We start from the raw sequence: 26,900 nt of genomic DNA, 5'->3' as shown, positions 1-26,900 counted from the left end.
TTATTGCATATTTATTTTTTCAACAATAATTTCTGATACACCGCTTCCCGTAGTATTCATTGAGAAAGACAATACATTCCCTCCAATAATACCGGTACAAACTCCTGTTCCGATATTTTGATTTCCATAAAATCTGAGTCTTAAATTGTCACCCGCCTCAAAGCTTCCCACATAAGTAAGCACCAACGACTGTCCTACATCAATGGCTCCGGGAGTCAGACTGCCTAAGGATAATGCTCCACTGGTAGAACTTGTGGTATTGTTTGTAATAGGTCTCCATGTGGCAGGAGCTGCGGCAGTACTTGTTTCCAGATCAACCTTTGAATACAGATTAATTGTTACCCCTACGCATAAAGATGGTGTCTTAACGTCTATAGCACCACTTTTAAAGGAAATTTTATACAGTCCTCTTGTTTTAATGTTAATGACATTACTTGTAGCCGATGCAAGGGAAACATCTGAAGAAATATCATTATAACTGGGACTGGAACTTGTAAAAGGGACATCTATTGCGCCTCCTGCCTGTGGGCAAAGCCTGTTTACCCCCCCACAACCGAATCCGCATGTTCCACAATCTGCTGTTATGGCTGCACTTCTTATGAAACGTGCCATTTTGTTATTCTTCAAGGTCGTGACAATAGGATCCGATATTTTCCAGACTGTGCCGTCATTCTGTACTATACTCCCGGTTTCCTTATTGAAAATAATGGAGCCCTGGGTACCGTTGCCTGTTGTACCGGTAGCAGATGTTGGCAATACTGCAGCTGTGTTAGCCCTGGGCATCCGGGCCGCGTTGTTGTCCTGTTTTACATGCAGAAGCGTTCTTGTGTCAGGCTGAAAACCTGCGGTTTTCGAAATCCCAACCTGTGCGATAACCCTTACGAAGCAAAAAATAAGGGCCAAGAGAAAATACTTGCTTTTCATTTCTAATTTTTTTTATCATTCTTGGTGTAATAAATTTATAAAATATTACAACTCAAATGATATCATTCACAAAAAAAATAATGTTAAATAAAAAAATAAAGTATAAAACTTAGATTTGATGCGGGATTCAGATGGTAAACAATTGTTGTAAAATTGAAAATAATGTAAAATAATTACATTATTTTGGTCATTTTCGCGGCCTTAAAAACAAATAAATCACCATTTCATAGTCAAAAAATGGCGATTTATATTTCTATTTTAAAAAAATTGGGTTTATTTTCTAACCCTTTTAGGTTTTTTTGCTTCTTCTTTAGCTCTTTCTTTATCTATGGTTTCCTGCGCCTGATTAAACAGCTCATTATCAGAAGTATATTTTATTTCTTCATAATTAGGGCTGTCTACAAGGATATCCTGCCATTTTCTGATCCTGTCTTTGGTATTCCAGTTGAAATCAGAAAATTTTCTTTTTTCAGGTTCTATTTTACTCATAGGATAGGTATCAGAATTTGCTCCTATACTGCATGAAACAATCTGTAACCCTTTTTCTTCAAATAAGGCTCCTATGATTCCGCATGTAGAAAGTGTAATTCCTATTCTCTGCGGTTGCTTGGTCTCCTGGTCCACATCGTCCACATAAACAATTGACTGGGCATTTCCCACTACTCTGGCTTCTTTGATATCATTATTCTCATAGTAGACAGTCATGAATTTACCTTTTACCTGGTTGAATTCATCTTTGAGGCTTAATGAATCTACTTTACTGATTGCCAAAGCATTGCCAATCACTTTGAGTGAATCTATATTTTCGGTCTTGGTATTAAAATATGCTTCAACTTTATCTCCGGTCACCTGTTTTTCACCGCTCCAAAGAATAGGATTGGTATACATGTGCATGATTCCGTCTGTTTCATTGAAGGCAATGGAATCTGCTCTCCCCTGTGCATTTGATTTAAAAATACGGGCTTTTTTATAAGCTCTTAAAAAGCTTTTCTTTAGGGTTATATCTGCTGCATCGGGTTTCTGATAGGAAAGAATTTTTTCTGCGGCAAAATAGATAGAATCTTTTTCCATGATCTTTACGGCATACGGGCCTTTGGTCATCATCGCAGAATCTTTTTTCTGGAATACTTCTCCGTACCCTCCTTTGATATATCTTTTTTCCAAAGGGTCATCAAGCGTTACATTCCCGGTTGCTTTACCAAATCCAGTTATGTTATTAAAATACATATCGTCCCCGGTAAGGATTTTGTCATTATAAAAGATCTTGGAATTTTTAGTAAGGAAAGCTTCCTTGGTGTCCATCCTGTAGGTTCCTCTCTCTGTATAAATACGGTTTTTAGGATTAGCCCGGTTGGTAATGGTTGTAGGCCCAAAAAATTCAGCTACCTTGGTATTCTGGTTCTGTTTTATGTTGGGGCCTTCAATAATATAATCCGGATTATCGATCTTTACATTTCCTACAAAATCTATCATTTTTGTGTTCAGGAAATAGGTTGCCGACTTTGTATACATTACATTCTGCCCATCGGAAATTGTTCCTCCGGTATCAAAATATGCCTGATTGGCAAGCCTGTCATAGTAAAGAATATCGGTTTTAATTGTCTGTTTCGGGTCGGTAAGAACTACATTTTTCCTGGCAACTCCTTTCTGGGTTACTCCATTATACTCCATTTCATTGGCCGTAATTACGGAACCGTCTGCATTCTGAAGTTTAGCATTACCAATGGCTTTTACAAGACTCTGGTCGTTATAAAGAATAACCTCATCAGCATAGAGAACAGATCCCTGATGTTCTATCTGAACATGGCCTACCATGTACTGGTTTCCCTCGTACTTGGTATCTTTCCTGAATTCATCGGAGTGAATGATCTTTACTTTATCTTCAGGTCTTACTGCGGGTATGGGTTTTCCTTTATTTTGGATATAAGGATCCATCTGCGTGGTTTTATTGTCCTGTGCAGAGCTTAACGCAGAAATAAAAATTAACAGAAAAAGGATTATTCTCATTGATTAATCATTCTTAGTACCATAGAAATACAGTGAATGCGAATCAATATTTACGCCAAATGCTTCTTCAATTGCTTCTTTAATTCCCTGAATTCTCGGGTCGCAGAATTCTATAATTTCCTCAATTTCTTTGTCTGAGCCTTTTTTGTAGATTACCAGGTGGTCATGCTGTTTGTCAAAATAAGACTTTTCGTAAGATGAAGAAGTCAATGTTTTTTCTCCAAACTGATGCTTACGGATCAGGCCTGCATCAAGGAAAATTTCAATAGTGTTATAAATGGTTGCTTTTGAAACATGATATTTCTTCTGCATCATAAGGAGGTACAGATCATCCACATTGAAGTGATGATCCATACTGTAAATCTCTTCTAATATCGTATATCTTTCAGGCGTGTTTCTGAATCCCTTTTCCAAAAGGTAATTTCTTAAAACATCCTTGATCAAAGCAATATTTTTTTCTTTTTGTACTGTATCCATCAAAAAAATTATCTACAAATTTATTGATTTTTATTTAAATAAGCCTTATGGTTTGGTACTGCACTTTTTTAGGAATTATGACGGAAGTAGCCGGACTGCTCAATCTTGCTGTCATAAACCGTAAGTTCGGTAATAGGCGCAGATTCTACTTCTACGTTGTGCGAAGATACTCCCCAGGCTTTGAAATCATCACTTCCGATATACTTCACAAAGTTGTAGATATTGAGTATAATCTTCTGTTTAACAGTTAAAAGTATATCATTAATATACGTATTATCTATAATTACATATTTCAGGTCCGGCGGAATGTTGTGGGCTCTAAGAGACGGATGGCTGCTTCTTGAAGGAATGGTTCCGTCTGCCATAAGGTCTTTGAGTACCATGTTGAAATAGTCGTTGATCCTACGGTCTACCTTAAATCCTAAAAGGAAATTGATTTTATATACTGTTCCCGGCAGAATTTCATCTACGGTATACCTGAAAGTATATGGATCTTCCTGATTGACAATACTTAATATAAAGTAATGATCTGCTCTTTTCGGCTGCTTTTTGATGATGGAATAAATGATTTTTGATTCCACCTCATCATTTCTTTTGGCACGACTCAGGTAAGCAAGGTTGGTAGCATATTTAGGGATGCTTTCATCCAGCTTCATATCTTTAAGAATGGATACGTATTTTTCAATTTTAACGAACTGGATAAATCTTGTTTTTATTAATCTTCCATTATACCATGCATACATAGAGATTCCGATGGAGCCGGCCAACACTACCGTGATCCAGCCTCCTTCCATGAACTTGATGATATTCGCACTGAAGAATCCCAGTTCAATAGCCATATATACTAAGGCAAAAAGTACAATTAATACTTTGCTTACTCTGTGTTTTAATAACCAGAAAACCAGAAGAACCGTTGTCATGAGCATGGTTACTGTAATGGAAAGTCCGTAAGCGGCTTCCATTTTTCCTGATTCTCTGAAGTGAAGGACAACAATGATACAAAGAATAAGAAGTCCCCAGTTAATTCTCGGGATATACATCTGCCCTTTAACCCCGGAAGGATAATCAATTTTCTGATTAGGCCATAAATTAAGGGACATTGCTTCTGAGAAAATGGTAAATGAACCTGTAATCAATGCCTGGCTTGCAATAATTGCTGCTGCAGTGGCCAGAATTACTCCCGGTACAATCATCCATTCCTCCATAATTCCAAAGAATGGGTTAACTACGGAAAAACCAGGTTTTCCGTGATTGGTTAAAAGCCAAGCTCCTTGTCCGAGATAGTTCAGAATAAGCATGATTTTAACGAATCCCCAGCTTACTCTTATGTTTTTGGCACCACAGTGTCCTAAGTCTGAGTAAAGAGCTTCTGCTCCTGTTGTACAAAGGAAAACTGCACCAAGGATAACAATTGCGCTAGGAGAATTCACAATAAGCTTGTAGGCATAATAAGGGTTGAAAGATCTCAGAATTTCAAAGTTTTCAGTTAAATGCATTACTCCGAGTCCCCCTAAAACTAAAAACCAGACTACCATCACAGGGCCGAAAAACTTCCCGATGAAGCTGGTCCCAAATTGCTGTACCACAAAAATTACAATCAGAATACCGATGGTAATGGGAACAACAGGGGTATGGGGATTATATATCTCAAGACCTTCGATAGCTGACATTACTGTAAGCGATGGTGTAATTACCCCATCTGCAATCAATGCTGCGGCCCCTATAATAGCAATAAGGTACAGCCATCCTTTTTTTAGGTTCTTAACCAGCGAGAATAGGGCGAGAATACCTCCTTCTCCTTTGTTATCTGCCCTTAAGGCAATGATCACATATTTTATTGTGGTCTGCAGGGTAAGTGTCCAGATAATACATGAAAGGGCTCCTTCAATGTATTCGTTGAAAGGCATAGTACTGCCCTCGCCTTTTGCATTTACAATCGCTTTCATTACGTAAAGCGGTGATGTTCCGATGTCCCCGAACACAATTCCTAGAGAAACTAAAACTCCAATAAAAGAAAGTTTTTTTATATCAAAATGATAACCATCTTCTGTAACGTCTGCCATATCAGCTTATTTATTTTAAACGCGCAAATTTATACTAATTTTATGACGTCAAGAACTATTCTTCATGAATATAATAAATGAAAAAACTTCCTTTCGGAAGTTTTTCTCTATCATAATTATTTTACGTACATCGCTTTTTTGATTTCCTCTTTTACTTTTTCAAGTTTAGGGAACCATTCTGCAAATAATGCAGCTGAATATGGTGCAGGTGCATCAGGAGTAGTGATTCTCTTGATAGGTGCATCCAGATAATCGAATGCTTTCTGCTGTACCATATATGTAATTTCGGAAGATACTGAAGCAAATGGCCAGGCTTCTTCCAGGATTACCAGTCTGTTTGTTTTTTTAACGGAAGCTAAAACGGTATCAAAGTCAAGAGGGCGAACGGTTCTAAGGTCAATCACTTCTACAGAGATTCCTTCTTTAGCCATATCTTCAGCAGCCTGAATAGCCAGCTTCATGATTTTACCGAAAGAAACCAAAGTAACGTCTGTACCTTCTCTTTTGATATCTGCTTTACCTATTGGCAGGTAATATTCTTCTTCAGGGATTTCCATTTTGTCACCATACATCTGCTCGGATTCCATGAAAATTACCGGATCGTTATCCTGGATAGCAGTTTTCAATAATCCTTTTGCGTCATATGGGTTTGAAGGAACTACAACTTTAAGGCCCGGAATATTGGCGAACCAGTTTTCAAAAGCCTGAGAGTGTGTTGCACCTAACTGACCTGCAGAAGCAGTAGGACCACGAAAAACGATTGGACAGTTCCACTGACCGCCACTCATCTGACGGATCTTTGCAGCATTGTTGATAATCTGGTCAATACCTACCAACGAGAAATTGAATGTCATATACTCTACAATTGGCCTGTTACCATTCATTGCAGCTCCTACAGCAATTCCTGTAAAACCAAGTTCTGCAATAGGTGTGTCAATTACTCTTTTAGGGCCAAATTCATCCAGCATTCCTTTTGAAGCTTTGTATGCACCATTGTATTCTGCCACTTCCTCCCCCATTAAAAAGATAGATTCGTCTTTACGCATTTCCTCGCTCATTGCCTGTGCAATTACCTCACGAAAAGTATATTCTGCCATATTTATTTGAAAAATTTAGAGTACAAAAATAGTGTTTTTTTATTATACACATAACAAAAAAGGATTTTCTTATGTCCGGCTGAGTTCTCTGTAGTTTTTTCTGAGATGAGACAGGATTCTGCCATACGTTTTTTTGTAAATGAGATAAATAAAATACACCGTAATGATAACAACAACCGCAAAAACAATATAATTTCCCAATTCCGGAGTAAGGGTATCCGGGTTTGTTTTGTGATAAGCATTAAACTCGCTACCATCACGAAAACCAGCCATAAAATCCCTCACATTGTGTCTGAAATGAATCAAATTATCTACAATAATTAACAGGAAAGAAATTCCGGCGTATCCTAAAATAACCTTTCGTAAATTTAAAATGCCTTTCATTACTGAAACAAACGGCATCTCATCTCTGAAATGCCGTTTTAAAATTCTATTTAAACCTGATTAGTTTACTTTATCCCAAGTTTGAGTTCTTCCCAATATCGAAACTCCCATATACCCTCTTACATTAAGCTTATCTCCACTTCTGGTAATGGTACATTTGTAAGTTTTACCTGTTTTAGGATCGGTAATGGTTCCTCCGGTAAATTCGTCACCGTCTTTTTTAAGACCTCTGATGATTTCCAGCCCTAAAACCGGTTTCCCTTTTCTGTCATCCTTACATCCTGTACAGTTAGGGTCTGCAGGTTTTATAAGAAGCTGGGAAACTTTTCCGTAGTACTTCCCGTCTGATTTTTTATAGATCTCAACAATAGACTTAGCCTGTTTTGTCTCGTCATCTATGGTCTTCCACTTTCCTTCAATCTGTGCAAATGACAATACACCAAACAGAGAAAGCGCGAATGTTAACAATACTTTTTTCATATTTCTTATAGTTTTAATTCCAATAAAAGATTTTTGTTGTCTATTTACTGCTAAAAATATAAATTAATTTTAAACAAACAAAAACTTTTATTATCCTTCGCATTATATAACAACACTTATACCAAAATCAACAGTTTAAACATTTGCTAAACACTAATGAAGTTTCCTGTTGATTACCCTGTCCATATAATCCTGATACCAGGCCTTTGCTGTCTGCATTTCTTTTTCTGTTTCAGGTGTTTTCAGTTTTCCCATCAGGTTATTGGCAAATCCAAGATCATTCTTTTCATATATCCCTGTAATTTCCTTACCATCGAAACGGTACATATGATTTCCTATGATAAACTGCTCTGTACTTCCGTCTGAATTCACAATAATTGAAGGATACTGTTTATCACTCACGAGGCTTTTTCCCCAGCTTCTGATCTGTTTATTGTACCCGATAAGGTCTGCCAGTGTAGGATAAATATCAATTTGCTGGGCCAATTCCGGATTCACACCTTTAAGATTGTATTCCGGATTTGGGGAATACAATATCAAAGGAACGGCAAAACGGTTCATAGCCTTTTCATATTCACCGTAAGCAATCTGGTTGGTATGGTCTCCTGTGAAAACAAAAATGGTATTATTGAACCATGGCTCCTTTTTAGCGGTTTCAAAATATTTTTTGATGGCATAATCCGTGTACTGGATCGGCTCGTGCATTTCTATAGTTCCTTTTTTAAATTTCCCTTTATATTTTTCAGGAATTTTAAACGGGTGATGTGATGAAGCTGTGAAAACCGTAGTCATAAAAGGCTGTTTTTTTCCAACATTTTTTGCAAAATACTGGAGAAAAGGTTCGTCCCATATCGCCCACATACCATCGAAATCTTCATCATGATTGTATTCATTCTTGCCGAAGTAATGTTTAAAACCTAGAATATTACCAAATCCGAGGAATCCCATTGATCCGTTTGGTGCTCCGTGATAAAAAGAAGTGTCATAGCCCAGATCATTACAAACCGACACAATGGACTGGATTTTCTGATTGGAATACGGAGAGCTTGTAAACGCATCGGTAAGACTTGGAATACCTGCCAAAACGCTGCTCATGCCATGAATGGACTGTCTTCCGTTGGCAAAGGTATTGGGAAAAATCAAACTCTGGCCGGCAAGGCTGTCAATGAACGGTGTATAGGAAACGTAACCGTTTATATTTTTATCTTTATTGAAGGCCCCTGAATATTCCCTCCCAAAAGATTCAACAATAAAAATGACAATATTGGGACGGTTTTCTACTTTTCGGTCATATATTTTATAAGGCTGAACATTGTCTGTAATAAATTTTTCATCTACAAAGTGAACTTCTTTAAAATTATTGGTTCCTAATGTCCTGAAAAATGAAAATGTACTGTTCAAAACAATATTTCCCTGCAGGGGATTGACTACAAAACGGTTGGCATCCACTAAATTAATAGGTCTTGTACTGTGTTTGAAATCACCACGGATTCCTCCGACAACCAAAACAGCCGTACCACAAAGGACAAGTACTGACCAGATAAAGTATGGGATAAGTTTTACAGGCTTCTGCTCTGTAATTTTCACTTTTTTGTACAGGAAAACCCAAAGCGCCATTAAAACAACAAACCATATCAGCACAAAAGGATGCTGCACTACAGAAACAGTGAACACTTTAAAAAGATTAGATTCATGTTTGGCGACCTGCATTGCGGTAGATGTTAATCTTGCCTGGGCAAATTTATAGTAGACAAAATCCCCGAAATTCATAGCGTAGGCAATCCCGTTGGTAATAAAGTACAGCCAGAATAAAACGGACTGATATCCTTTCTTTGTATTGATGACAATCGGGACAAGGCTTAACAGAATAAATAAGGCATTAACGTATAGAATTGCCGTTGTATCAAAAGCAATCCCATGAAATGCCAGGCTGAAATAATCTGAAACGGAATCTACCCTGATGAGTTCTTTATTGAAATACCAGAACAAAAACCGGGCGATCTGATAAAAAACATAAGCTAAGAAAATCCGGTACAAAAGAGCCAGAACTTCTTGTTTTCTAAATTCTTTAAAAAATTTCATTCGGCAAATTTACATCAAAATCATATTAATGTATTTTTTCCTTCATAATATTTCAGTATAAAATTTGGAAAAACTGTACTTTTGCTGGATGAATTTCATAAAAAATAATCTTGCCAATCTGCTCACCCTTGCGAATTTATTTGCAGGCTGTGTAGGGGCAATCCATCTTATTCTGGGGGATTACCAGACTACCGCCATCTGTCTTATTCTCTCTTCGATCTTCGATTTTTTTGACGGGTTTGTGGCACGGGCTGTAAAATCGAATTCCAATCTGGGGCTTCAACTGGACTCCCTTGCGGATATGGTAAGCTTCGGATTGATTCCTGGTCTTACGATGTACAAAGCACTGGAGCCGTTCGGGAATGAAATTCCGGGACTGCATCTTCCTTTCGATATCAGTTATATTGGCCTTCTGGTGACTGTTTTTTCATGTCTCAGACTGGCTATCTTTAATCTTGATGAGGAACAGCGTTATTATTTTAAGGGACTGAATACTCCGACTAATACGGTACTGCTGTTCGGGTTGTATTATGCTTTTAAAGAAACGGGAAATTTTGAATTCCTTTTTAACAATTCATTGTTCCTGGTACTGCTGACCATTATAACTTCATGGCTTCTGATCAGCCCGATCAAGATGATGGCCATGAAATTCAAATCGAAAAAGTTACAGGACAATTATCCTAAAATCATTTTACTGGGCGGTGGAATTGCCATCCTGATTATATTTCAGATCGTAGGAATTCCTATGCTTGTTATTTATTATATATTAGTATCGCTGGTTTTCCAGAAGCAGTTGGGGTAGATTTCAGATGTCAGACATCAGACATCAGATATCAGACTTTAGAAGTAAGGGATAGAAATCAGCACATTTTCAAATTAACACATTATCAAATTTTCAAATTAAGAACATGAATTTAAAACTCCATAAACCACTCTGCATTTTTGACCTTGAAACTACAGGAACCAACATCGGGAAAGACAGGATTGTAGAAATCTGTATTTTAAAAGTAAATCCGGATGCATCCAGAGAAAGCAAAACATGGCGTGTAAATCCGGAAATGCCAATTCCTGTTGAATCCAGTGAAATTCACGGAATTTATGATGAAGATATAAAAGATGCTCCAACATTCAGGGAAATTGCGCCTAAAATTATGGAAATGCTTTCAGGAAGTGATCTTGGAGGTTTTAACTCAAACAGATTCGATGTTCCGCTTCTGGCAGAAGAATTATTGAGAGTGGAAATAGATTTTGATCTGAGTAAATTCAGACTGGTAGATGCACAGACCATTTTTCACAAAAAGGAACCGAGAAATTTAGGCGCCGCCTATCAGTTTTACTGTGGAAAAACCTTAGAAAATGCTCATTCTGCAGAGGCCGATGTGATGGCTACTTTTGAGGTTCTGGATGCACAGGTTGGAAAATATGATGATATTCCAAATGAAATTGCGCCTTTGAGCGAGTTCACATTTCATAATAAAAATGCTGATCTTGCAGGATTTATAGGATATAATGAAAAATCGGAAGCCGTTTTCAACTTCGGAAAGTATAAAGGACAGGTTGTAAAAGCTGTTTTCCAGAAAGATTTAGGGTATTACGGATGGCTTCAGAATGCAGATTTCCCGTTATATACCAAGAAGGTATTTACAAAGATCCAACTTTCAGGTAAATTTTAAAAAATGTCAAATCTGGTCCGCTTTAAATTTTATGAAACTGCCCTTGAAGCCAACAGGGACAAGCAGATCCTTGCCGAAAACGGAGTCAATGGTTTTATTGCCAACGAACAGCTTATCCAGTCGGACTGGCTGCTTTCACAGGCCGTAGGCGGTATTCAGCTTCAGGTTTTTGAGGATGATCTGGAAAAGGCAAAACAGATCCTGAAGGATTATAATGACAATGAGGCTTATTCGCTGGAAGTAGAACATACCATTGCCAATCCGGAATTTGATTTTGTATGTCCGAAATGTGGCTCCAACCATATTTACCAGGACGAAAAGCTTGGCGGAATCTTCGGGATCAGTGTATTGCTTATAGGGTTACCTGTAAAAGTTCCTGCGAATTTGTACCACTGTTATTATTGTGGCAATGAGTTTAAACGTTAAAAAATAAACATCTGATATCACCGTATCAGGTTTAAAAATAGTAAAGATTTATGAAAATCATCTGCATAGGAAGAAACTACAGCGAGCATGCAAAAGAATTAGGAAACGAAATCCCTGAAAAACCGGTGATTTTTATGAAGCCGGATACAGCAGTTTTAAAGGGAAATGATTTCTATATTCCTGAATTTTCAAATGATGTCCATTATGAACTGGAAGTTGTTGTAAAGATTTCAAAAGGTGGGAAATATATTCAGAAAGAGATGGCCCACAAGCATTATGAAGAGATCAGCCTTGGAATAGATTTTACGGCAAGGGATCTTCAGAGCGAGCTTAAATCCAAAGGTCTTCCATGGGAACTTGCCAAAGGTTTTGACGGTTCTGCGGTGGTAGGAAACTTTTTCAGTAAAGAAAATTATGATCTTGAAGAGTTACAGTTCTCCTTACTTCAGAACAGAGAAAAAGTTCAGGACGGCAATACAAAGGACATGATCTTCAGTTTTGATGATATTATTGCTTTTGCTTCCCAATATTTCACATTAAGGGTAGGAGACCTTATTTTCACAGGAACTCCAAAAGGAGTGGGAAAGGTGAATGAGAATGATATCCTGGAAGCTTACCTGAAAGATGATAAAATTCTTGATATCCGAATATTATAAGTATTTAACATAAAAATTAGGCAATTTTTCATATCTTTAAATAACAAAATTAAAGGTCATGATAAATATTGTACTACCCGTAGATTTTGGGGACAAAACAGAACAGCTCGTAGAAGGAGCCGTAAAATTTGCAAAACAGCTGAACGGCAGAATTTTTCTGATTCACGTAGCACCTTCGGATATCGGTTTTGCTATCGGTGATATGGGATATCAATATTTTCCTGAAGTAGAAGCCAACGAGATCAGAGAAGAACTGGTACAGCTTAACAAGATTGAGCAGAGAATTATTGCTCATGATATAGACTGTGAGCATCTTTTAAAACAAGGCATTGCAAAAGATACCATCCTGGAATATGCAAAGGCTAAAAATGCCGATTATATCGTAATGGGATCACACGGAAGGAGCGGAATATATGATGTTTTTGTAGGAAGCTTAACAAAGGGGCTTACGAAAGATTCTCATGTACCGGTACTGGTGCTTCCTATCCACGACTAGAAAAAGTAAATTTTAATCGTTAATAAAAAAACCGATCAGACTAAAGTCCGATCGGTTTTTTACTATATAACCAATTAATTAACCTTCTTTTTTGTAGATCTTTGGATCGTAATAAGGGTTCTTGCCCTCAGTAGGGGAATAATAGTCTTTATCTTTATCACCACCAAGTGTTACAACCAGCACATAGCACCAGTAAGTAAACAATGCACAGCAAACGATAAATAAAATCCAGTTGAGAACATTTCCAAATGTATCAAAAAAACCGAATGTCCATTTGAAAACTTTACTTAAGAATAACCAGAAAGACGTCATTATTTTCCTTTTTTAAATTAACTTTGTACAAATTTATAAAAAATGTTTAAATTACTTTCAAAAGAAAGCAATATTTTTTCAATTCCTGTTTATATTGGTTTTCTTCTTTTAGTAGTCATAATATTTAACATACTGAATTTCAACACTTACGAAGCTGCCATTGCCGGAATAACTTTTCTGGGGATTGCTTTGGGATATTTTTGTTTTCACAGTATTGCACTTAATTATCAGACGCATCTTCCGTTATTTTTATACACATTTTTTATTTTTGGACTTTATCCGGGAAATCTGGATATAGGAATTGCCGTTTCCCTGCTTACCAATTCCTTTCTTTTACTGCTTTTAACAAGTGCGGATGAGGACATAAGAAAAAAATCCTATGTTCTGGTAGGAGCCATTGTTGCGCTGAATTTTATTTTTCTTCCTACTACCTGGCCCATGGCCCTTTTCGTAGTGGTTCACGTGATTGCAACTTCTCAGAAAATAAGCCTGAATCTTTTCAGGTTTCTTTTGGGAATTATACTGATTGCTTTCAGCTATTTCTCCATCATGTTCTTTTTCCATTTTACAACATGGAATATTGATTATTTCCCGTTTGGAAAAATGAAGCCAATGACGGATTATACCGAAATGCTGCCTTTGATCCCGGTTCTGCTGATGCTTATTTATGCAGTATACGACCATTTTAAAAACTATAACAAGAAAAGCCCGATAAGCCGATATAAATATACCTTTCTGCTGGTATTTTCACTGGCGCAGCTGGTAACCATTATTCTGTATATGAATAAAAGCTATGAGTATTTACTGCTTCTGGCATTCCCGGCAAGTATTATCCTGAGCAGGATGATGAGATTTCTGCCAAAATACTGGATGCGGGAGGTAAGCTTATGGCTTATTATTATAAGTTTGATTGCTTTTAAAGCAGGAACGTATTTTAATTTATTTTAAAGATTATGATTCAGATAGACGATAAATTGATTTCAGAGGATATATTTTCCGAAGAATTTGTTTGCAACCTTACGAAATGTAAAGGTGCGTGTTGCGTGGAAGGAGATGTAGGAGCTCCGCTAGACAAGGATGAACTTGAGATTTTAGACCGTATTTTTGATAAAATAAAGCCCTATCTTACCCAGGAAGGCATCAAAGCCCTTGAAGAACAGGGAACATGGACTACGGACCCTATGGACGGAATGTACGTTACACCTATGGTAGAAGACCGCGAATGTGCCTATGTAACTTTTGATGAAAAAGGAATTACCAAATGCGGTATTGAAAAAGCCTATGAAGACGGTGCTGTAGACTGGCAGAAACCAATTTCCTGCCACCTCTACCCGATCCGTATTACAGAGTACTCCACTTTTACGGCCCTTAATTACCATGAATGGAATGTCTGCAGTGATGCCTGTACCCTTGGAAAAGAACTGCAGGTCCCTGTTTACAAGTTCCTGAAAACTCCGCTGACCAGAAAGTATGGTGAAGACTTCTACAACGTTCTATGTGAAGCCGCTGATGAATGGAAAGCAGCATACGGTTCTTAATTAAAGCCCCAGCGGACTCTTAAGAAGTTAAATTTGAGTTAAAATTACTCACACATAAAAAAAGCCGGAGATTCTTCCGGCTTTTTTTAGTTTACTATGATCTTTTTTTATTTAAAATCTGCTTCAGAAACACCATTATTTAGGACAATTTTGGTTGTTTTTATAGTTACTTTCTGGCCTTTTCCATCAATATCCACTACAGAAGGAAATTTTATACTTTCTACAGTCATATAGTCTTGTATAGTAACACTTCCTTCACCTACAGAAGATCGGTATAAAAGTCCGGTAGCAGCATCAAAGTAAAATTTACCTTTTTCGGAAGATAACACGTTATAGTCTTTACCGTTCAGTTTTTCTGTTGTAACATCTTTAAAGTTTGAAGGATCAAAAGCCAATGCTTCAATAGTGGTTCCTTTTTTCAGGTCAGCAATATTTTCAGCAGGGAAATCGGTTTTCTGGCCTGCTCTTTCTATGTAACCTTTTTCACCGTCAAATACCTGGGTAACTTTCTGTCCCATTGCAGATTGTACAGATTTAAATTTATTTCCCATTTTCAGGGTGCTCATAGTAACATCCATACCCTGAATGTTAAATGTATTATCTGTAACTGAAGATTTTACTGCTTCCAGTTTCGCTTTACCTCCCAAAGCTTTAAAGTAGTTGTCAACAACATCTTTTGGGGTCAGTTTAGATTTCACGACTTCCGTCTTTGCGGGAGCTGCACTGGTTTGCTGGGCTGCTGCCGGAGCTGAGAACAGTACGGCACAGAAAAACGGAATGATGATCTTTTTCATATCTCTAATAAGTTTAGGATGTAAATATAGGAATAATGACCACATTACAATAGACGGTCTGTATTTACAGGGAATATCTGAGGATTTTGAGTTTGATATATTAAGATTTTTTAAGAATATCGGATGAAAGTATTGTTGACAGAAATAAAAAAACCTCCGAAAAGCCGGAGGTTTTAAAATATTTATATCGGAATAAATTATTTTTTAAGTTCTTCTAAAAACTCGTCGTGAGAGATTTTAGTTTCTTTTTTAGATGCTTTTTCAAGGATTACATCCTTTAGTTTAGCCATAGCCACTTCAGAAGAAATTTGTCTTACCTGCTCCTGATCTTTCAACATTTCAACAGCATATTTCTGGATTTCTTCATCACCTAAGTGGTGGATTCCGTAGATAGCCAGCTGATTTCTTACCAACTGCTCAGCCTGTGCCAATACATCAGCATAGTCTAACTGGATTTCGTTGTCAGTCATTAATTTACCTTCAATGATCTGGTATCTTAACTGGCTTTTCTCTGCATTAAGAATTTCTTTAGCCTGCTCTTCAGACTGGATGTTCTGGTTAGAGAATAATAACCATTTTACAAGGAAATCTTCAGGAAGTTTTACTTCTTCTTTTTCAGTAACCTGCTCCAATACTTTATTCACATAGTGAACGTCTGCATTCTGCTGGAAGTACTCATCCAATTCAGACTTTACTTTTTCTTTAAGCTCATCTTCAGACTTGATTGTTCCTTCTCCGTATACTTTATCGAATAGATCCTGATTAAGCTCAGCCAGGTTCAATGAATAGAAGTCTTTTACTTTAACTTCCACTTCAGCGTGGTGTAAGTGCTCAACTTCTTCTTTGCTGAATCCTAATTCTTTAGCCAGTCCTTCATCACCTGCAAGAGTTTCCTTAGATACTTTTACAGAACCGTCCATTTTCAAAGATTTTACCAATTTGAAAGCATCTTTGTTTTCAGCAGTAATGGTAACGTTCTTTGGATGGTGGTGGTGCTCTCCTTCAGCATCTTCTTCTACAACCTGGGAAACTTCAAGAGCTATGTAAGAATCTTTAGTGATCTTATCCTGAGGAACCTGCTCTGCAAAACGTCTCTGCATGTTCTCAATGCTCTTTGTAATTTCTTTGTCGGAAGCTTCTACTTTATAGTGAGGAGCTTCATATTTAGCTAAATCTATAGTGAATTCAGGCTCATACCCTACTTCAAAAGCAACTTCAATTTTGTCAGCATTGTAATCCAGTTGGTTTACTGGCTGAGGAACAGGCTGTCCAACCAATCTTAACTTGTTTTCGTTAACATAGCCGTTCAGTGCGTCAGAAACCTGTTTGTTGATTTCTTCGAATGCAATACCTGCTTCATATTGTTTTTTAACCATACTTAAAGGCACTTTCCCTTTTCTGAAACCAGGAACTTGCGCATTTTTAGCATAATTAATCAACTGCTTTTCTACTTTTTCTTTGTAGTCAGATTTTTCCAATGTCACTGTAAGTAATGCACTTACATCATCATGGTTTTGTGCGGTAACCTTCATTATTGATTAAAATTTTAGGTTGCAAAAATATGAAATTTTTATGAGAATTACCCATTTCTCATCAATTCTTAGTATTCAAATATTTATAAAGATGATATAATTGTATATACACTCAGAATTTAGCTTCTAAATCTTCAATTTTACCCAGTTATTTTCTAATAAAACAATCATAAATCTGTTTTCTATTTTGTATAGAAGTAGACAGATTATTGCGACAGATTTTGATTTAATATTTTAAACAGATAAAAAAACAATAATTTCAAGACTTTTTGGCGTAAAATATAAACTCAATTCATCAAATTAAGCTTTTGCATATCAATTGATTGAGATTTAAAACCAATCTTTAAAAATATTATAATGCTTAAAAAAAATGATTTTTTTACCATTCTGGAATGGTCCTGCTGTCTGTATGTTGCAGGAATGATGATTTTGTTCGGTACAGGCAAATATTCACAGTTCAATCATTCTGTGGATGAAAAATTTAAAGGAATGAAAATAATGTGGGAGTTTTATTCTTACTCCAAACCATTTGTTATAACCCTGGGAATCTTTGAAGTATTGGGAGCGGTTTTACTGCTTATCCCCAAAACAAGGATTACAGGGTGCCTGTTTTTAACTTCTCTTCTGACTAATGTAATTTTGCAGGATTATTTTTATGAAGTTCCGGCAATTTTCGGCGCTGTTACATTACAATTAATCGTTTTCTTTATTTTATGGCTAAACCGTACAGCATTAATCGATGGTATAAAAGCATTTGCACGAGTTCCAAAAGGAATTAATTCCAATAATCTAATCAAGCAAATCTTATATATTACCCTATGTACTACACTAATTTTTGTAGTAATGTTTTATCTGATTACTTTTTTACTGAATGCTTTTATACTTTAACAAAATAAAAACCGCTGAAGATATCAGCGGTTTTTTCATTATATGAAGTATTTCTAATTACTCAGGTTATAGGTAGCTTCTGCATCTGTTTCTCCACCTGTTACACTTCCCCAGGCTGTTCCTGATTTTGCATCATTTACACTTTCAGGCGAATGGATCAGGGTTAGTTTCAGGAACGGAGCGGCTCCGTCAACAGCTTTTACAACATCCCATTTTGTTCTCAGCCCTACTCTTTTTCCGTCATTTCTCAGGTCGTTACCATCCAGTCTGGTAATGTTGATATTTGATTTTGGAAAGTCAAAAATAAGGAAGTGCTCGTTTTTAGCATCAATAATTTCTCCTGTAGCATCCTCATTTCCGTTTCTGAATTTTGCTTCTACGGTATAAGATTTTCCGTCTGTTAAAGGAATTGTGGGGATCCCTCCTGCCCCGATGCTGTAGTCATAGGTTTTAGTATTGGATGTCCCGTCTTCCGTAACCAGTAAAACAATGTTGGTAAGCTCTTCCTGAGGAAGGTCATCTTCTTCTGCAGAACCGTCTCTCTGGCAGGAAATAACGGTAATTGTGATGAATAAAACAGCTAATAAGCTGATGATATTTTTAGTATTGAATAGTTTGTTCATGTTAAGAATTTTAAGATTGTAAAATTTTAATTTAATTGTTCTGAATCTTTAGAATCTGTATCTAAAGTTTACAATAAAGTTTCTTCCCGCCTCATCTGCAAAGAATCTCAACCGGTTCAGATAATCCCTGTATGAGGTATTAAAAATATTATTTACGATAAGTCCTGCGGAAAGATTTTTACTGATATTGATTCCCGTCTGGATATTCCAAAGGGAATAACCGCCTGGCGGTGTACTTAAATCAATCATTTTATCCACCAGCTCGCCATCTACATAAAGTTCCAGCGGAACATTCCTGATCGGGAATCTGGTTTGCTTTAAAAATGTCTGATTTTCAAGGGTAAAATAGAAATTATTCCATTTTTCTTTTTTAAACTGCAATGCATTGGAAAAATTCGGGGGCATCATCAGGATCAGAGGCTCATTATTGGTATCGTCCTGGCCATGTACATAGCTTCCTTTTCCTACATAGGTAAGGTCATCCGTAAGTTTCCAGTTAATATCCAGGTCTACTCCGTACATTTTGGCATCAATCTGTTGATAGGCCCACTCAGGAAACACCCCTCTGATAGTTCCTTTAATTCCTACCGGAACCTGATTGATAAAGTTTTTAGTGATGAAAAAATATGGATTTACAGAAATATTCAGTCCTTTCAGAACATTAATTTTTGAATCTACCGTTACATTAAACTGATGTCCCTGTTCATTTTTCAGTGCCATATTTCCGGTTTCAATCACACCTGCGGAATGATGCAGCCCGTCTGAAAACAGTTCTGCAATATTCGGGGATCTTCCTACTTTTGCATAATTAAATTTCAGATCAAAATTGGAACCCGGACGGTATTCCAGACCCGCATTGAAAGAAACATTATTATAATTAAGCTTAGGACGCGTCAACACTCTGTTTTCATCCTGCCTTACATAAAATTGTGGAAAAGTGTCAGCATATAATTTATCCCAGTCACTTTTGTCATACCATTTGGTAACATCATAACGGGTGAAGTCATATCTTGCTCCTGCTTCAAAATTAAAATCATGAGAAATTTTATATTTAAAAACAGAATAAACTCCCGCAGAATATTTATCATAGTTAGGAATCAAACGTCTCGCTTTTGTTGCCGGATCTGAATAATTGTTTTGAAAACCCGCATCAATTCCAGTTTCCAGAGACCATTTTTCCCTTTCCAATAAATCGTTCAGGTTAAACTGGTGTGTCATCAGTTCCAGATCCAAAGAAGGTGTATCGTTCAATTCTCCTCTTCTGATATCATATTCCTGCCTGTGATTGTACTGGTAGCTATACGTAGCGGAAAGTTTCCCGATATTGGCAAACCTTTTAAATGCAGATACTTTTGCGATATGATGCTCTACAACCTGTCTCGGATTATCAATATCATAACTGAATTTGCCGGAGTAAACGGGTGGATTGGCAGTCATAGCCCTGTCATAATCACCTGAAGTGGAAACATGGGAATCTCTCAGAATTCCGATATTCTGGTTCGTGAGATAGTAATCAAAAGAAATTCCTCTTTCGTATGTATTATTCTGAACTGTAAAATTAAAGGAAGAAAAATCCATTCCCGTATTCTTCAGATTATAATCCGGAGCGCTCTGATCTCCTAATTTTTTGATGCTGCCACGGGTTTTTACAGCCCAACCGTTTTCCCAGGTCTTGGCAACATCTACATCCAATCCCAGTCCTCTGCCATTGGAAATTCCGGTAAGCCCTACTGAGCCTTTTATGGTATCTTTTTTAGGGAAAATCTCAGGCTCCAGTACTACAACTCCACCAATGGCATCACTTCCGTATTTCAATGCAGAAGCTCCTTTTATCACATCAATATGCTGGAAATTATTAATGTCAACATTGGGTGCATGCTCTACACCCCATTCCTGTTCTGCAAGCTTAACTCCATTGTTTAAAATAGAAATTCTGCTTCCGTACAGTCCATGAATAACAGGTTTTGAAATATTATTTCCGGTCTTTAAAGTAGTAACCCCGGAAATTTTTGACAGTAAATTCCCCAGATTATCTGTAGAATTTCTCTCTATTTCAGATTTATCGAGTGTTTTGATGATTAAAGACCCGTTAGATTTATGATTTCCATGGATCGTCACCGTCTCAATATCCTTGGTATGGTGCTCCAGCGTAATTACCAAATGTAAATCCTGATTGACTCCTATATTTTCAGTATAATCACTACAATCAGGATGTTTGGCAATGAGTATGTATTTTCCTGCTGGAATTTTATTAAACGTAAACTTACCTTTACTGTCCGTTTTCGCCGTGAATCCGCCAACGTTTATCACTGCATTTTCCAGCATGGTTTTATCGTGAAAATCCTGAACAGTTCCTTCTACTGTGTAAGTTTTTTGTGCATTTATCAATGTCAGTCCACACAGAACCAACATCAGGCTATATATCAATTTCATTGTCTATAGATTGATTGCATACCTTTTCCAGGTATATTTTTTCGTAAAAATTTTGTTGATGGGTTACTTAAATTGTACAATGTGGCTGTACAAAGTAAAGTGTATTAATTAATGAGATTTCAGATGTCAGATGTCAGACTTCGGATATAAGATTAAGGATAGAGCTTGAAGAAAACTTAATAACACATATTAACAATTTCCAACCAGTAATCAAACCCTGAAACTCAGAACCGAATCCCGCATCACGAAACTAAAACCCCGGCAGTTCATCCGATACTCAATAATTAATAAAAACCCGGATATTGAACTTTAAACCAATTAAAGCCAATAAAAAAATCTATGATTTATGCAACTGCGGGAGGCCCCCGGAGCTGAAAAGTAAATTTGGTCTGAGACCATATTTTTTCCTGAACAGCAATGGTCTGTTTTACCTGATGCGTAAAATTTTCAAAAGTAAAACTGAATTCTTCAGGAACCAATGTATGACCTGTAGCTAAGAAATGACATGCCAGACAGTCGCCGGGCTTTTCTTTAGCTGAAGTTTTGGACATAGTGTTTTCTGTCTTCTTAAGATTGAAGCTCTTAAAATTATCGACAGCATCATGATGGTGAAAACTTTGGGAAAACAAGGCAATGAAGTATATCCCAAACAAAAGTTTGGAGATAAAGTTCTTCAGATTTCTGCTTTCCTTAAAAATCATCTTGTAAAATTATAAAAATAATTTAAGTTTTAAATTAAGTTTTCTTAAAACCTTTATAAAACTGTTTTATAAGTAGGGATAAATATTTTTTTGTTACAAAAAGATACTTTGATGGGTATGATTGTATGTAAAAATCCTTCGACTTCGCTCAGGATGACATTTCTATAATATATAACCGTACTATTTTGTATTGGATGTCATCCTGAGCGAAGTCGAAGGATTGTTATATTTTAATTCAAAAAAATTAAGCCAGCTGAGAACCCAGATGTTCCCATTCCTGTAAAGCAACGTCCAATTCTTCTTTAGCCTTGTTGTACTTTTCCAAAGTTTCTTCAGAAGGATTTTCTTTTGTGAATGAAGCTTCCATCTTTTCAATTTCAGTTTCAAGCTCAGAAATTTTTTCTTCTACTTTCTTTAATTTATTCTGAACATTTTTTTGTTCTTTACTTACAATGGTTGAGGATTTCTCTTCAACCTTCACTTCTTTCGGAACCGGTTTTTTCTCAACTTTTTCCTCTTCACCGTGAAGTTTTGCTTTTTCAGCAGATATTTCCCTAAGGGTTTCTTTTTGTCTGTACTCAAGGTATTCACCAACGCTTCCAAGGAATTCTTTCATTCTTCCGTCACGGAATTCGTAGATTTTATCACAAAGTCCGTCCAGGAATTCCCTGTCGTGCGAAATTACGATCAAAGTTCCTTCAAAATTCTGCAGAGCCAGTTTGATAATCTCTTTGGACTGAATATCAAGGTGGTTGGTAGGCTCATCCATAATCAGCGTGTTGAAAGGACGAAGTAACAATTTACAAAGTGCCAGACGGTTTCTTTCTCCCCCGGAAAGTACTTTTGTTTTCTTGGTTACCGCCTCTCCCTGGAAAAGGAAAGATCCCAGAAGGTCTCTTACTCTCGGTCTTGTTTCTTCTGTTGCAGCGTCTTCAGCTTCTTCCAGAACCGTTTTATTAGGAGTCAGCACTTCTTCCTGGTTTTGGGCAAAGTATCCTATGTTTACATTGTGCCCCAAATTCCATGTTCCTATATAATCTTTGATATCTCCGGCAAGGATTTTGGCTAAGGTGGTTTTTCCCTGCCCGTTCTGTCCTAAAAGGGCAATCCTGTCTCCTCTCTGAACAATAAAGTCTACATCATCAAAAATCTGTTTGTTTCCGTATGCTTTTCCTAAATGATCGGCCTCAAAAATAACTTTTCCGGGAACCATGGACTGTACGAAACGGATATTGAATTTTGAAACGTCTTCATTATCAACCTCAATACGCTCAATTTTATCTAGCTTTTTAATAAGCGACTGCGCAAATGATGCTTTTGTAGCACTGGCACGGAACTTATTGATGTTATCCTCCATCTGCTTGATCTCCGCATCCTGGTTTTTCTTAGCCTGAACCAGTTTTTCGCGGCGCTCTTCACGCATTACCAGATATTTTGAATAATTGGCTTTATAGTCGTCAACTTTTTTATTGTTGATATCAAAAGTCCTGTTGCATACCGCAGTCATGAACTGTTTATCGTGACTCACCAGAACAATGGCTCCGGGATAATCTTTCAGGAAGTTTTCCAGCCAGATGATGGATTCCATATCAAGGTGGTTGGTAGGCTCATCGAGAAGCATGATATCGTTCTTTTGAAGCAATAGTTTGGCCAGCTCAATTCTCATTCTCCACCCTCCGGAAAATTCATCGGTAATTTTATGGAAATCATCCGCTTTAAAACCTAAACCGAATAATATTTTCTCCATGTCGCCTTCGAGGTTGTAGGCATCGTGGTTCATTAAAAGATCATTCAGCTCGGTCATTTTATTGATAAGATCCGTGTAGGAATCACTTTCGTAATCGGTTCTTGTCGCCAACTGATGGTTTACATCCTCCAGCTCGGATTTCCAGGCATTGATTTGCTCAAAAGCCTGCATTGTTTCATTCCAAACGGTTCTTCCTTTTACAAAATCGAGATCCTGCTTCAGGAAACCGATGGTAACATTTCCTTCCGGAACGACGTTTCCTTCATAGAAATTAATTTCTCCGGAAAGCATCTTCAATAAAGTAGATTTTCCTGCTCCGTTTTTTCCGACGAGCCCTACTTTATCATCCTTTTTAATGGTGAAATTTGTATTTTGAAACAGGTAGTTTCCTGAGTGGTGTAATCCTAAACCTTGAACCGAAAGCATTTTATTAAATAAAAATTAATGATGAATAATTGAATTTCCGGGTGCAAAAGTACGGAAAAAGAAATGAATAGCAGAGAAATAAAAAAGTTGTGGAGGGAAGAGGTTAGAAGGCGAAAAGACAAAGTAAGTGAGAAAAGCGGATAATGATATCGGTGAATTTACTATCATCTCTCTTATATTTTTACCTTTTACAAAAAAGAGATGCCCTTCCGGACATCCCTTTGCAACCTAAATTTAAAACTGAAAAGTACTAATATTATGGATCTAATCCTGTTCTATGGCAAAAGATTTCATTTCGATGGTACGGCTCCAGATATCATTATTGGGGACATTGGTTCCGTAGAGAAAGTCCACTACAAAACTGTCTTCCGGAAGATGCAGATCGGTAAGAAGCTGGGGTTGAATCCCGCGCTCTGCTGATATGCTGCTGGGTACATTCAGGCCAATGTTGATAAGTTCTGCTTCTATCTCATCTGCCGATCTTTGTAATACATCTTCATGATACAGTCCGAAATTGGCAGAAATATGGGTATAGTCTGCAAAATCTGCATAATCATACTGAGGTTTCATAGCTGGTGAAAAACTTTTAACATATGCTGCAAGATCTGTATAAAAACCAGTCAGAAAAGCATCTTCCTCAATCTGAAGACCTGAATGGATAAGATCTGTACTGAAAATTCCTGACATCCCATTATTGGTTTCGTCCAGCATTATTCTTCCGTACACAAACGGAAGTGTATTAAAGACCAATTCTCTGGAAACATAAGCCTGGGAAAGAATAACTCCTTTTTCAACCTGAAAATCTGAAAGCAGTGAATCCCAGATTTTTTTTCCTTCGGCATCGGTTTTTGCATTTCTTACATCTGAAACATAATTCTGCAAATCGTTGACATTAATAAAATCTGTAGAAATATAGACTGACTGCGGAGCCTGCAGATATCCACCTCCTACATCGGCATGGGCACCCGGAACAAAGATTTCTTTCCATACGGAGCCTGCTGTTTCTGTTTGGGTATCCTGCATATTTGCTGAATTCTCAAAAAAACCGGTGAGCGGAAAAAAGAACCTGCATTCATTGACAGCGCATATATGAAGGGCGTTCTCCACTTCCTGAGGTAAACTCATGTCGTATATATTAAAAGGCTTGGATTCAACAGTATCAAATACTCCCAAAAATTTTATAGTTACATTGACTGTAGGGTAATTCGCAACAAGCTGGTTACAGAATTCTCTTGCCAGCATACTTCCTCTGCTGAATCCATAGATATAAAAATGATAATCGATGTTTTTGTTTTTAACTATATTTCCTACAAAATCACTGGCTTTCTGCAGTTTATCATCTGAAGAATATCCTTGCGCATCCGGAGGATTAACGCAGGTAGCCATCGCAAAATTGCTGTCTTCATCTCCGGTGACTGTTCCTATTCCTTCTATATATAATTTATGAGTTCCGCTGAATAAATTGAATAGTTTGTAAATATTGGTAGGCGCTCCTTTGTAACTTTCATTATCTGCTGGAGGCATCTCGGGCGAAGCTGCATTGATCCCGTTGTTTCCGGTTCCGTCAAAAAAAATTCCGACAGGCAGTATGGTATTATTTTCCATTGTTGTGTTTTGTTTAATTATTGAAAATTTTTACAGTGATGGGAACCTGTAAAAATTATTTTTCAAATTAACGGAAGAAGCAACAGCAATGCTAGCGTGAAAAATACCAAATAAAAAATTCAGTATTTCTACGGAATTACATTTTATCCAGTGAATATATGTTGTTCACTACGGCATAAATAACAATACCGACCGTATTTTTGGCTCCGATCTTTTCCAGAATCCGCTGCCTATGACTTTCGACTGTTCTGGGACTGATGAAGAGCTTTTCCCCGATTTCATTATTGGTATATTCCTGGCAGATCAGTTTTACGACATCTTTTTCTCTTTCGGAAAGTTCATCATCCATTTCAAAAAGAGATTTCTTTTTTGCCGAACTGTTCATGTAGGTAAACAGCATCTGGTGATCTTCTGCAGTAAAGAAAACTCCATTTTTGTAGACCATTGTAATGGCATCGATGAAGGTTTTCCTGTCTGAATTCTTAGGAAGAAACGCCGAAACGCCTAATTTAACCATATATCCCAAAATGGAAGTTTTGTAATGGGAGGAAAGAATAATAATTCTGAGATCGGGATATTTTTCTTTGAGAATTTCCACCAGCTCAAAACCGTTCATGGGCTGCATCTGTACATCAACAAGGGCTATTTGCGGAAATTCATCACCGGGGAGGTTTCCCAGTTTTTCAATAAAATCCGGGCCGTTATTAGAAGTAAGGCATACAGAAATATTCTTTTCATTCGAGAGCAGCATTTTTACCCCTTCAAGGATGAGCTGTTCATCATCAATTAAGGCTATTTTGATTTGGGAATTCATGGTTTCTTGGAATTAAAATGATTAAACGGCTTCCTTTATTCAATAGACTTTTCCATTTATGGGTGGCGTTCATGGATTTGATCCTGGACTCAATATTTTTGATGCCCATGCCTTTTTTCACGAGATTATAATCAAAACCCTGCCCGTTATCGGAAATAACAACTGCCATATGCTGAGGATAATCTTTGATGTAGATCCATATGTCTGTGGCTGTAGAATGCTTGATGACATTGGTGGTAAATTCCTGGATGATACGGTACAGCTGTACTTCTATAAAGATATCCTTTTTTTCAAATCCGGGCATTACCTGCATGGAAATATTGATCTTATGGGAAAGGTTGGCAATCAGTTCTTCCACATAAAGAACAAATCCCACGGATTCCAGATTTACAGGATATAAGGAATGGGAAATACTTCGTGATGCATCAATAAGGGACGACATTTGGCTGTAAATATTTTTCTTGATGACCTCATCACCTTTTGTATCAAGATTATTCAGCCATAAAGAAAGGATATTGAGCCTGTTCCCGATGTCATCATGAATCATTACCGCTATTCTTTTTCTTTCTTCTTCCTGGGCTTTGATGTTTTCAAGCACCAGCTTTTTCTGATGAAGGACTTCTGCTTCGTGCTGGACATTCTTTTCTTTAATAATCCTGCTGATAAAAGATCGGTAAGCTAAGAGAATAAAAGCCACTATAACTGTTATGGTAACAATTATA

The 26,900-nt window shown here is 37.1% G+C and carries 26 protein-coding genes; 8 read left to right on the top strand and 18 right to left on the bottom strand.

Going from position 1 to position 26,900, the window contains the following annotated elements:
• From HNP36_RS17500 to HNP36_RS17465, 8 genes are all read right to left on the bottom strand, one after another.
• Positions 1 to 924: a hypothetical protein gene (locus tag HNP36_RS17500; RefSeq protein WP_184166272.1), complete on the bottom strand. Its 924-nt coding sequence runs from the start codon at positions 922 to 924 to the stop codon at positions 1 to 3.
• A gap of 273 nt (positions 925 to 1,197) precedes the next feature.
• Positions 1,198 to 2,931, bottom strand: a complete 1,734-nt coding sequence (locus HNP36_RS17495) for an OstA-like protein (protein WP_184166274.1) — start codon at positions 2,929 to 2,931, stop codon at positions 1,198 to 1,200.
• Between the two features lie 3 nt (positions 2,932 to 2,934).
• On the bottom strand, positions 2,935 to 3,408 hold the full coding sequence (locus HNP36_RS17490; protein ID WP_034706517.1) for a Fur family transcriptional regulator: 474 nt from the start codon (positions 3,406 to 3,408) through the stop codon (positions 2,935 to 2,937).
• Between the two features lie 68 nt (positions 3,409 to 3,476).
• Positions 3,477 to 5,471 carry a KUP/HAK/KT family potassium transporter gene (locus HNP36_RS17485; protein WP_184166277.1) on the bottom strand — a complete coding sequence of 665 codons (1,995 nt, stop codon included), beginning with the start codon at positions 5,469 to 5,471 and terminating at the stop codon, positions 3,477 to 3,479.
• A gap of 116 nt (positions 5,472 to 5,587) precedes the next feature.
• On the bottom strand, positions 5,588 to 6,568 hold the full coding sequence (locus tag HNP36_RS17480; RefSeq protein ID WP_184166280.1) for a pyruvate dehydrogenase complex E1 component subunit beta: 981 nt from the start codon (positions 6,566 to 6,568) through the stop codon (positions 5,588 to 5,590).
• Between the two features lie 69 nt (positions 6,569 to 6,637).
• Positions 6,638 to 6,952, bottom strand: coding sequence for a hypothetical protein (locus HNP36_RS17475; RefSeq protein ID WP_184166283.1), 315 nt, complete (start codon positions 6,950 to 6,952; stop codon positions 6,638 to 6,640).
• 60 nt (positions 6,953 to 7,012) lie between these two features.
• Positions 7,013 to 7,432: a DUF2147 domain-containing protein gene (locus HNP36_RS17470; RefSeq protein WP_184166286.1), complete on the bottom strand. Its 420-nt coding sequence runs from the start codon at positions 7,430 to 7,432 to the stop codon at positions 7,013 to 7,015.
• 153 nt (positions 7,433 to 7,585) lie between these two features.
• Positions 7,586 to 9,514 (bottom strand): LTA synthase family protein, encoded by a 1,929-nt coding sequence (locus tag HNP36_RS17465; protein WP_184166290.1) that lies wholly within the window; start codon positions 9,512 to 9,514, stop codon positions 7,586 to 7,588.
• An 88-nt stretch (positions 9,515 to 9,602) separates the two neighbouring features.
• On the opposite strand from HNP36_RS17465, the gene HNP36_RS17460 reads away from it, so the two are divergent.
• The 5 genes from HNP36_RS17460 to HNP36_RS17440 all read left to right on the top strand — a co-directional run bounded on the left by HNP36_RS17460 (position 9,603) and on the right by HNP36_RS17440 (position 12,765).
• Positions 9,603 to 10,316 carry a CDP-alcohol phosphatidyltransferase family protein gene (locus tag HNP36_RS17460; RefSeq protein ID WP_184166292.1) on the top strand — a complete coding sequence of 238 codons (714 nt, stop codon included), beginning with the start codon at positions 9,603 to 9,605 and terminating at the stop codon, positions 10,314 to 10,316.
• A 106-nt stretch (positions 10,317 to 10,422) separates the two neighbouring features.
• Positions 10,423 to 11,187 carry a 3'-5' exonuclease gene (locus HNP36_RS17455; protein ID WP_184166295.1) on the top strand — a complete coding sequence of 255 codons (765 nt, stop codon included), beginning with the start codon at positions 10,423 to 10,425 and terminating at the stop codon, positions 11,185 to 11,187.
• Positions 11,188 to 11,190: 3 nt separating this feature from the next.
• On the top strand, positions 11,191 to 11,613 hold the full coding sequence (locus HNP36_RS17450) for a putative signal transducing protein (protein ID WP_184166299.1): 423 nt from the start codon (positions 11,191 to 11,193) through the stop codon (positions 11,611 to 11,613).
• 50 nt (positions 11,614 to 11,663) lie between these two features.
• Positions 11,664 to 12,269 (top strand): fumarylacetoacetate hydrolase family protein, encoded by a 606-nt coding sequence (locus HNP36_RS17445; RefSeq protein WP_184166303.1) that lies wholly within the window; start codon positions 11,664 to 11,666, stop codon positions 12,267 to 12,269.
• Between the two features lie 58 nt (positions 12,270 to 12,327).
• Positions 12,328 to 12,765, top strand: a complete 438-nt coding sequence (locus tag HNP36_RS17440) for a universal stress protein (RefSeq protein WP_184166306.1) — start codon at positions 12,328 to 12,330, stop codon at positions 12,763 to 12,765.
• A 78-nt stretch (positions 12,766 to 12,843) separates the two neighbouring features.
• Here the strand turns inward: HNP36_RS17440 and HNP36_RS17435 are convergent, their stop codons facing one another.
• On the bottom strand, positions 12,844 to 13,077 hold the full coding sequence (locus HNP36_RS17435; protein ID WP_184166309.1) for a DUF6341 family protein: 234 nt from the start codon (positions 13,075 to 13,077) through the stop codon (positions 12,844 to 12,846).
• 42 nt (positions 13,078 to 13,119) lie between these two features.
• Here HNP36_RS17435 and HNP36_RS17430 point away from each other — a divergent pair, with 42 nt between their 5' ends.
• Positions 13,120 to 14,025, top strand: a complete 906-nt coding sequence (locus HNP36_RS17430; RefSeq protein ID WP_184166312.1) for a DUF6427 family protein — start codon at positions 13,120 to 13,122, stop codon at positions 14,023 to 14,025.
• A 5-nt stretch (positions 14,026 to 14,030) separates the two neighbouring features.
• The gene (locus HNP36_RS17425; RefSeq protein WP_184166315.1) at positions 14,031 to 14,615 is read left to right on the top strand and encodes a DUF3109 family protein; all 585 of its coding nucleotides are present in this window, start codon (positions 14,031 to 14,033) and stop codon (positions 14,613 to 14,615) included.
• Positions 14,616 to 14,722: 107 nt separating this feature from the next.
• Here HNP36_RS17425 and HNP36_RS17420 read toward each other — a convergent pair whose 3' ends face one another.
• Positions 14,723 to 15,409: a hypothetical protein gene (locus HNP36_RS17420; protein WP_184166318.1), complete on the bottom strand. Its 687-nt coding sequence runs from the start codon at positions 15,407 to 15,409 to the stop codon at positions 14,723 to 14,725.
• A 197-nt stretch (positions 15,410 to 15,606) separates the two neighbouring features.
• Positions 15,607 to 16,941, bottom strand: coding sequence for a trigger factor (locus tag HNP36_RS17415; RefSeq protein WP_184166321.1), 1,335 nt, complete (start codon positions 16,939 to 16,941; stop codon positions 15,607 to 15,609).
• Positions 16,942 to 17,298: 357 nt separating this feature from the next.
• Between HNP36_RS17415 and HNP36_RS17410 the strand changes: the two genes are divergently transcribed.
• Positions 17,299 to 17,829 carry a DoxX family protein gene (locus HNP36_RS17410; RefSeq protein WP_184166324.1) on the top strand — a complete coding sequence of 177 codons (531 nt, stop codon included), beginning with the start codon at positions 17,299 to 17,301 and terminating at the stop codon, positions 17,827 to 17,829.
• Between the two features lie 53 nt (positions 17,830 to 17,882).
• On the opposite strand, the gene HNP36_RS17405 is transcribed toward HNP36_RS17410, so the two are convergent.
• The 7 genes from HNP36_RS17405 to HNP36_RS17375 form a co-directional block, all read right to left on the bottom strand.
• Entirely contained in the window at positions 17,883 to 18,452 is a 570-nt protein-coding gene (locus tag HNP36_RS17405; RefSeq protein WP_184166326.1) for a hypothetical protein, read from the bottom strand.
• 48 nt (positions 18,453 to 18,500) lie between these two features.
• Positions 18,501 to 20,885 (bottom strand): TonB-dependent receptor, encoded by a 2,385-nt coding sequence (locus tag HNP36_RS17400; RefSeq protein WP_184166328.1) that lies wholly within the window; start codon positions 20,883 to 20,885, stop codon positions 18,501 to 18,503.
• Between the two features lie 344 nt (positions 20,886 to 21,229).
• Entirely contained in the window at positions 21,230 to 21,586 is a 357-nt protein-coding gene (locus HNP36_RS17395) for a hypothetical protein (protein WP_184166330.1), read from the bottom strand.
• A gap of 244 nt (positions 21,587 to 21,830) precedes the next feature.
• Positions 21,831 to 23,759 (bottom strand): ABC-F family ATP-binding cassette domain-containing protein, encoded by a 1,929-nt coding sequence (locus tag HNP36_RS17390; protein ID WP_184166339.1) that lies wholly within the window; start codon positions 23,757 to 23,759, stop codon positions 21,831 to 21,833.
• A gap of 264 nt (positions 23,760 to 24,023) precedes the next feature.
• Entirely contained in the window at positions 24,024 to 25,364 is a 1,341-nt protein-coding gene (locus tag HNP36_RS17385) for a T6SS phospholipase effector Tle1-like catalytic domain-containing protein (RefSeq protein ID WP_184166342.1), read from the bottom strand.
• 136 nt (positions 25,365 to 25,500) lie between these two features.
• The gene (locus HNP36_RS17380) at positions 25,501 to 26,178 is read right to left on the bottom strand and encodes a response regulator (RefSeq protein ID WP_184166345.1); all 678 of its coding nucleotides are present in this window, start codon (positions 26,176 to 26,178) and stop codon (positions 25,501 to 25,503) included.
• The gene (locus HNP36_RS17375) at positions 26,147 to 26,875 is read right to left on the bottom strand and encodes a sensor histidine kinase (protein ID WP_317168983.1); all 729 of its coding nucleotides are present in this window, start codon (positions 26,873 to 26,875) and stop codon (positions 26,147 to 26,149) included. Before HNP36_RS17375 ends, HNP36_RS17380 begins: the two co-directional genes overlap by 32 nt.
• Positions 26,876 to 26,900: the final 25 nt, after the last annotated feature.

This window comes from Chryseobacterium shigense, assembly GCF_014207845.1.
In the GTDB taxonomy this organism is placed as follows: domain Bacteria; phylum Bacteroidota; class Bacteroidia; order Flavobacteriales; family Weeksellaceae; genus Chryseobacterium; species Chryseobacterium shigense_A.
The sequence above is the reverse complement of the archived record's forward strand: the minus strand, read 5'-3'. Positions and strand labels throughout refer to the sequence as shown.

Excerpts from the sequence above, each read along its gene's own strand:
- HNP36_RS17500 (WP_184166272.1), bottom strand. The coding sequence starts at position 924 with ATGAAAAGCAAGTATTTTCTCTTGGCCCTTATTTTTTGCTTCGTAAGG.
- HNP36_RS17495 (WP_184166274.1), bottom strand. The coding sequence starts at position 2,931 with ATGAGAATAATCCTTTTTCTGTTAATTTTTATTTCTGCGTTAAGCTCT.
- HNP36_RS17490 (WP_034706517.1), bottom strand. The coding sequence starts at position 3,408 with ATGGATACAGTACAAAAAGAAAAAAATATTGCTTTGATCAAGGATGTT.
- HNP36_RS17485 (WP_184166277.1), bottom strand. The coding sequence starts at position 5,471 with ATGGCAGACGTTACAGAAGATGGTTATCATTTTGATATAAAAAAACTT.
- HNP36_RS17480 (WP_184166280.1), bottom strand. The coding sequence starts at position 6,568 with ATGGCAGAATATACTTTTCGTGAGGTAATTGCACAGGCAATGAGCGAG.
- HNP36_RS17475 (WP_184166283.1), bottom strand. The coding sequence starts at position 6,952 with ATGAAAGGCATTTTAAATTTACGAAAGGTTATTTTAGGATACGCCGGA.
- HNP36_RS17470 (WP_184166286.1), bottom strand. The coding sequence starts at position 7,432 with ATGAAAAAAGTATTGTTAACATTCGCGCTTTCTCTGTTTGGTGTATTG.
- HNP36_RS17465 (WP_184166290.1), bottom strand. The coding sequence starts at position 9,514 with ATGAAATTTTTTAAAGAATTTAGAAAACAAGAAGTTCTGGCTCTTTTG.
- HNP36_RS17460 (WP_184166292.1), top strand. The coding sequence starts at position 9,603 with ATGAATTTCATAAAAAATAATCTTGCCAATCTGCTCACCCTTGCGAAT.
- HNP36_RS17455 (WP_184166295.1), top strand. The coding sequence starts at position 10,423 with ATGAATTTAAAACTCCATAAACCACTCTGCATTTTTGACCTTGAAACT.
- HNP36_RS17450 (WP_184166299.1), top strand. The coding sequence starts at position 11,191 with ATGTCAAATCTGGTCCGCTTTAAATTTTATGAAACTGCCCTTGAAGCC.
- HNP36_RS17445 (WP_184166303.1), top strand. The coding sequence starts at position 11,664 with ATGAAAATCATCTGCATAGGAAGAAACTACAGCGAGCATGCAAAAGAA.
- HNP36_RS17440 (WP_184166306.1), top strand. The coding sequence starts at position 12,328 with ATGATAAATATTGTACTACCCGTAGATTTTGGGGACAAAACAGAACAG.
- HNP36_RS17435 (WP_184166309.1), bottom strand. The coding sequence starts at position 13,077 with ATGACGTCTTTCTGGTTATTCTTAAGTAAAGTTTTCAAATGGACATTC.
- HNP36_RS17430 (WP_184166312.1), top strand. The coding sequence starts at position 13,120 with ATGTTTAAATTACTTTCAAAAGAAAGCAATATTTTTTCAATTCCTGTT.
- HNP36_RS17425 (WP_184166315.1), top strand. The coding sequence starts at position 14,031 with ATGATTCAGATAGACGATAAATTGATTTCAGAGGATATATTTTCCGAA.
- HNP36_RS17420 (WP_184166318.1), bottom strand. The coding sequence starts at position 15,409 with ATGAAAAAGATCATCATTCCGTTTTTCTGTGCCGTACTGTTCTCAGCT.
- HNP36_RS17415 (WP_184166321.1), bottom strand. The coding sequence starts at position 16,941 with ATGAAGGTTACCGCACAAAACCATGATGATGTAAGTGCATTACTTACA.
- HNP36_RS17410 (WP_184166324.1), top strand. The coding sequence starts at position 17,299 with ATGCTTAAAAAAAATGATTTTTTTACCATTCTGGAATGGTCCTGCTGT.
- HNP36_RS17405 (WP_184166326.1), bottom strand. The coding sequence starts at position 18,452 with ATGAACAAACTATTCAATACTAAAAATATCATCAGCTTATTAGCTGTT.
- HNP36_RS17400 (WP_184166328.1), bottom strand. The coding sequence starts at position 20,885 with ATGAAATTGATATATAGCCTGATGTTGGTTCTGTGTGGACTGACATTG.
- HNP36_RS17395 (WP_184166330.1), bottom strand. The coding sequence starts at position 21,586 with ATGATTTTTAAGGAAAGCAGAAATCTGAAGAACTTTATCTCCAAACTT.
- HNP36_RS17390 (WP_184166339.1), bottom strand. The coding sequence starts at position 23,759 with ATGCTTTCGGTTCAAGGTTTAGGATTACACCACTCAGGAAACTACCTG.
- HNP36_RS17385 (WP_184166342.1), bottom strand. The coding sequence starts at position 25,364 with ATGGAAAATAATACCATACTGCCTGTCGGAATTTTTTTTGACGGAACC.
- HNP36_RS17380 (WP_184166345.1), bottom strand. The coding sequence starts at position 26,178 with ATGAATTCCCAAATCAAAATAGCCTTAATTGATGATGAACAGCTCATC.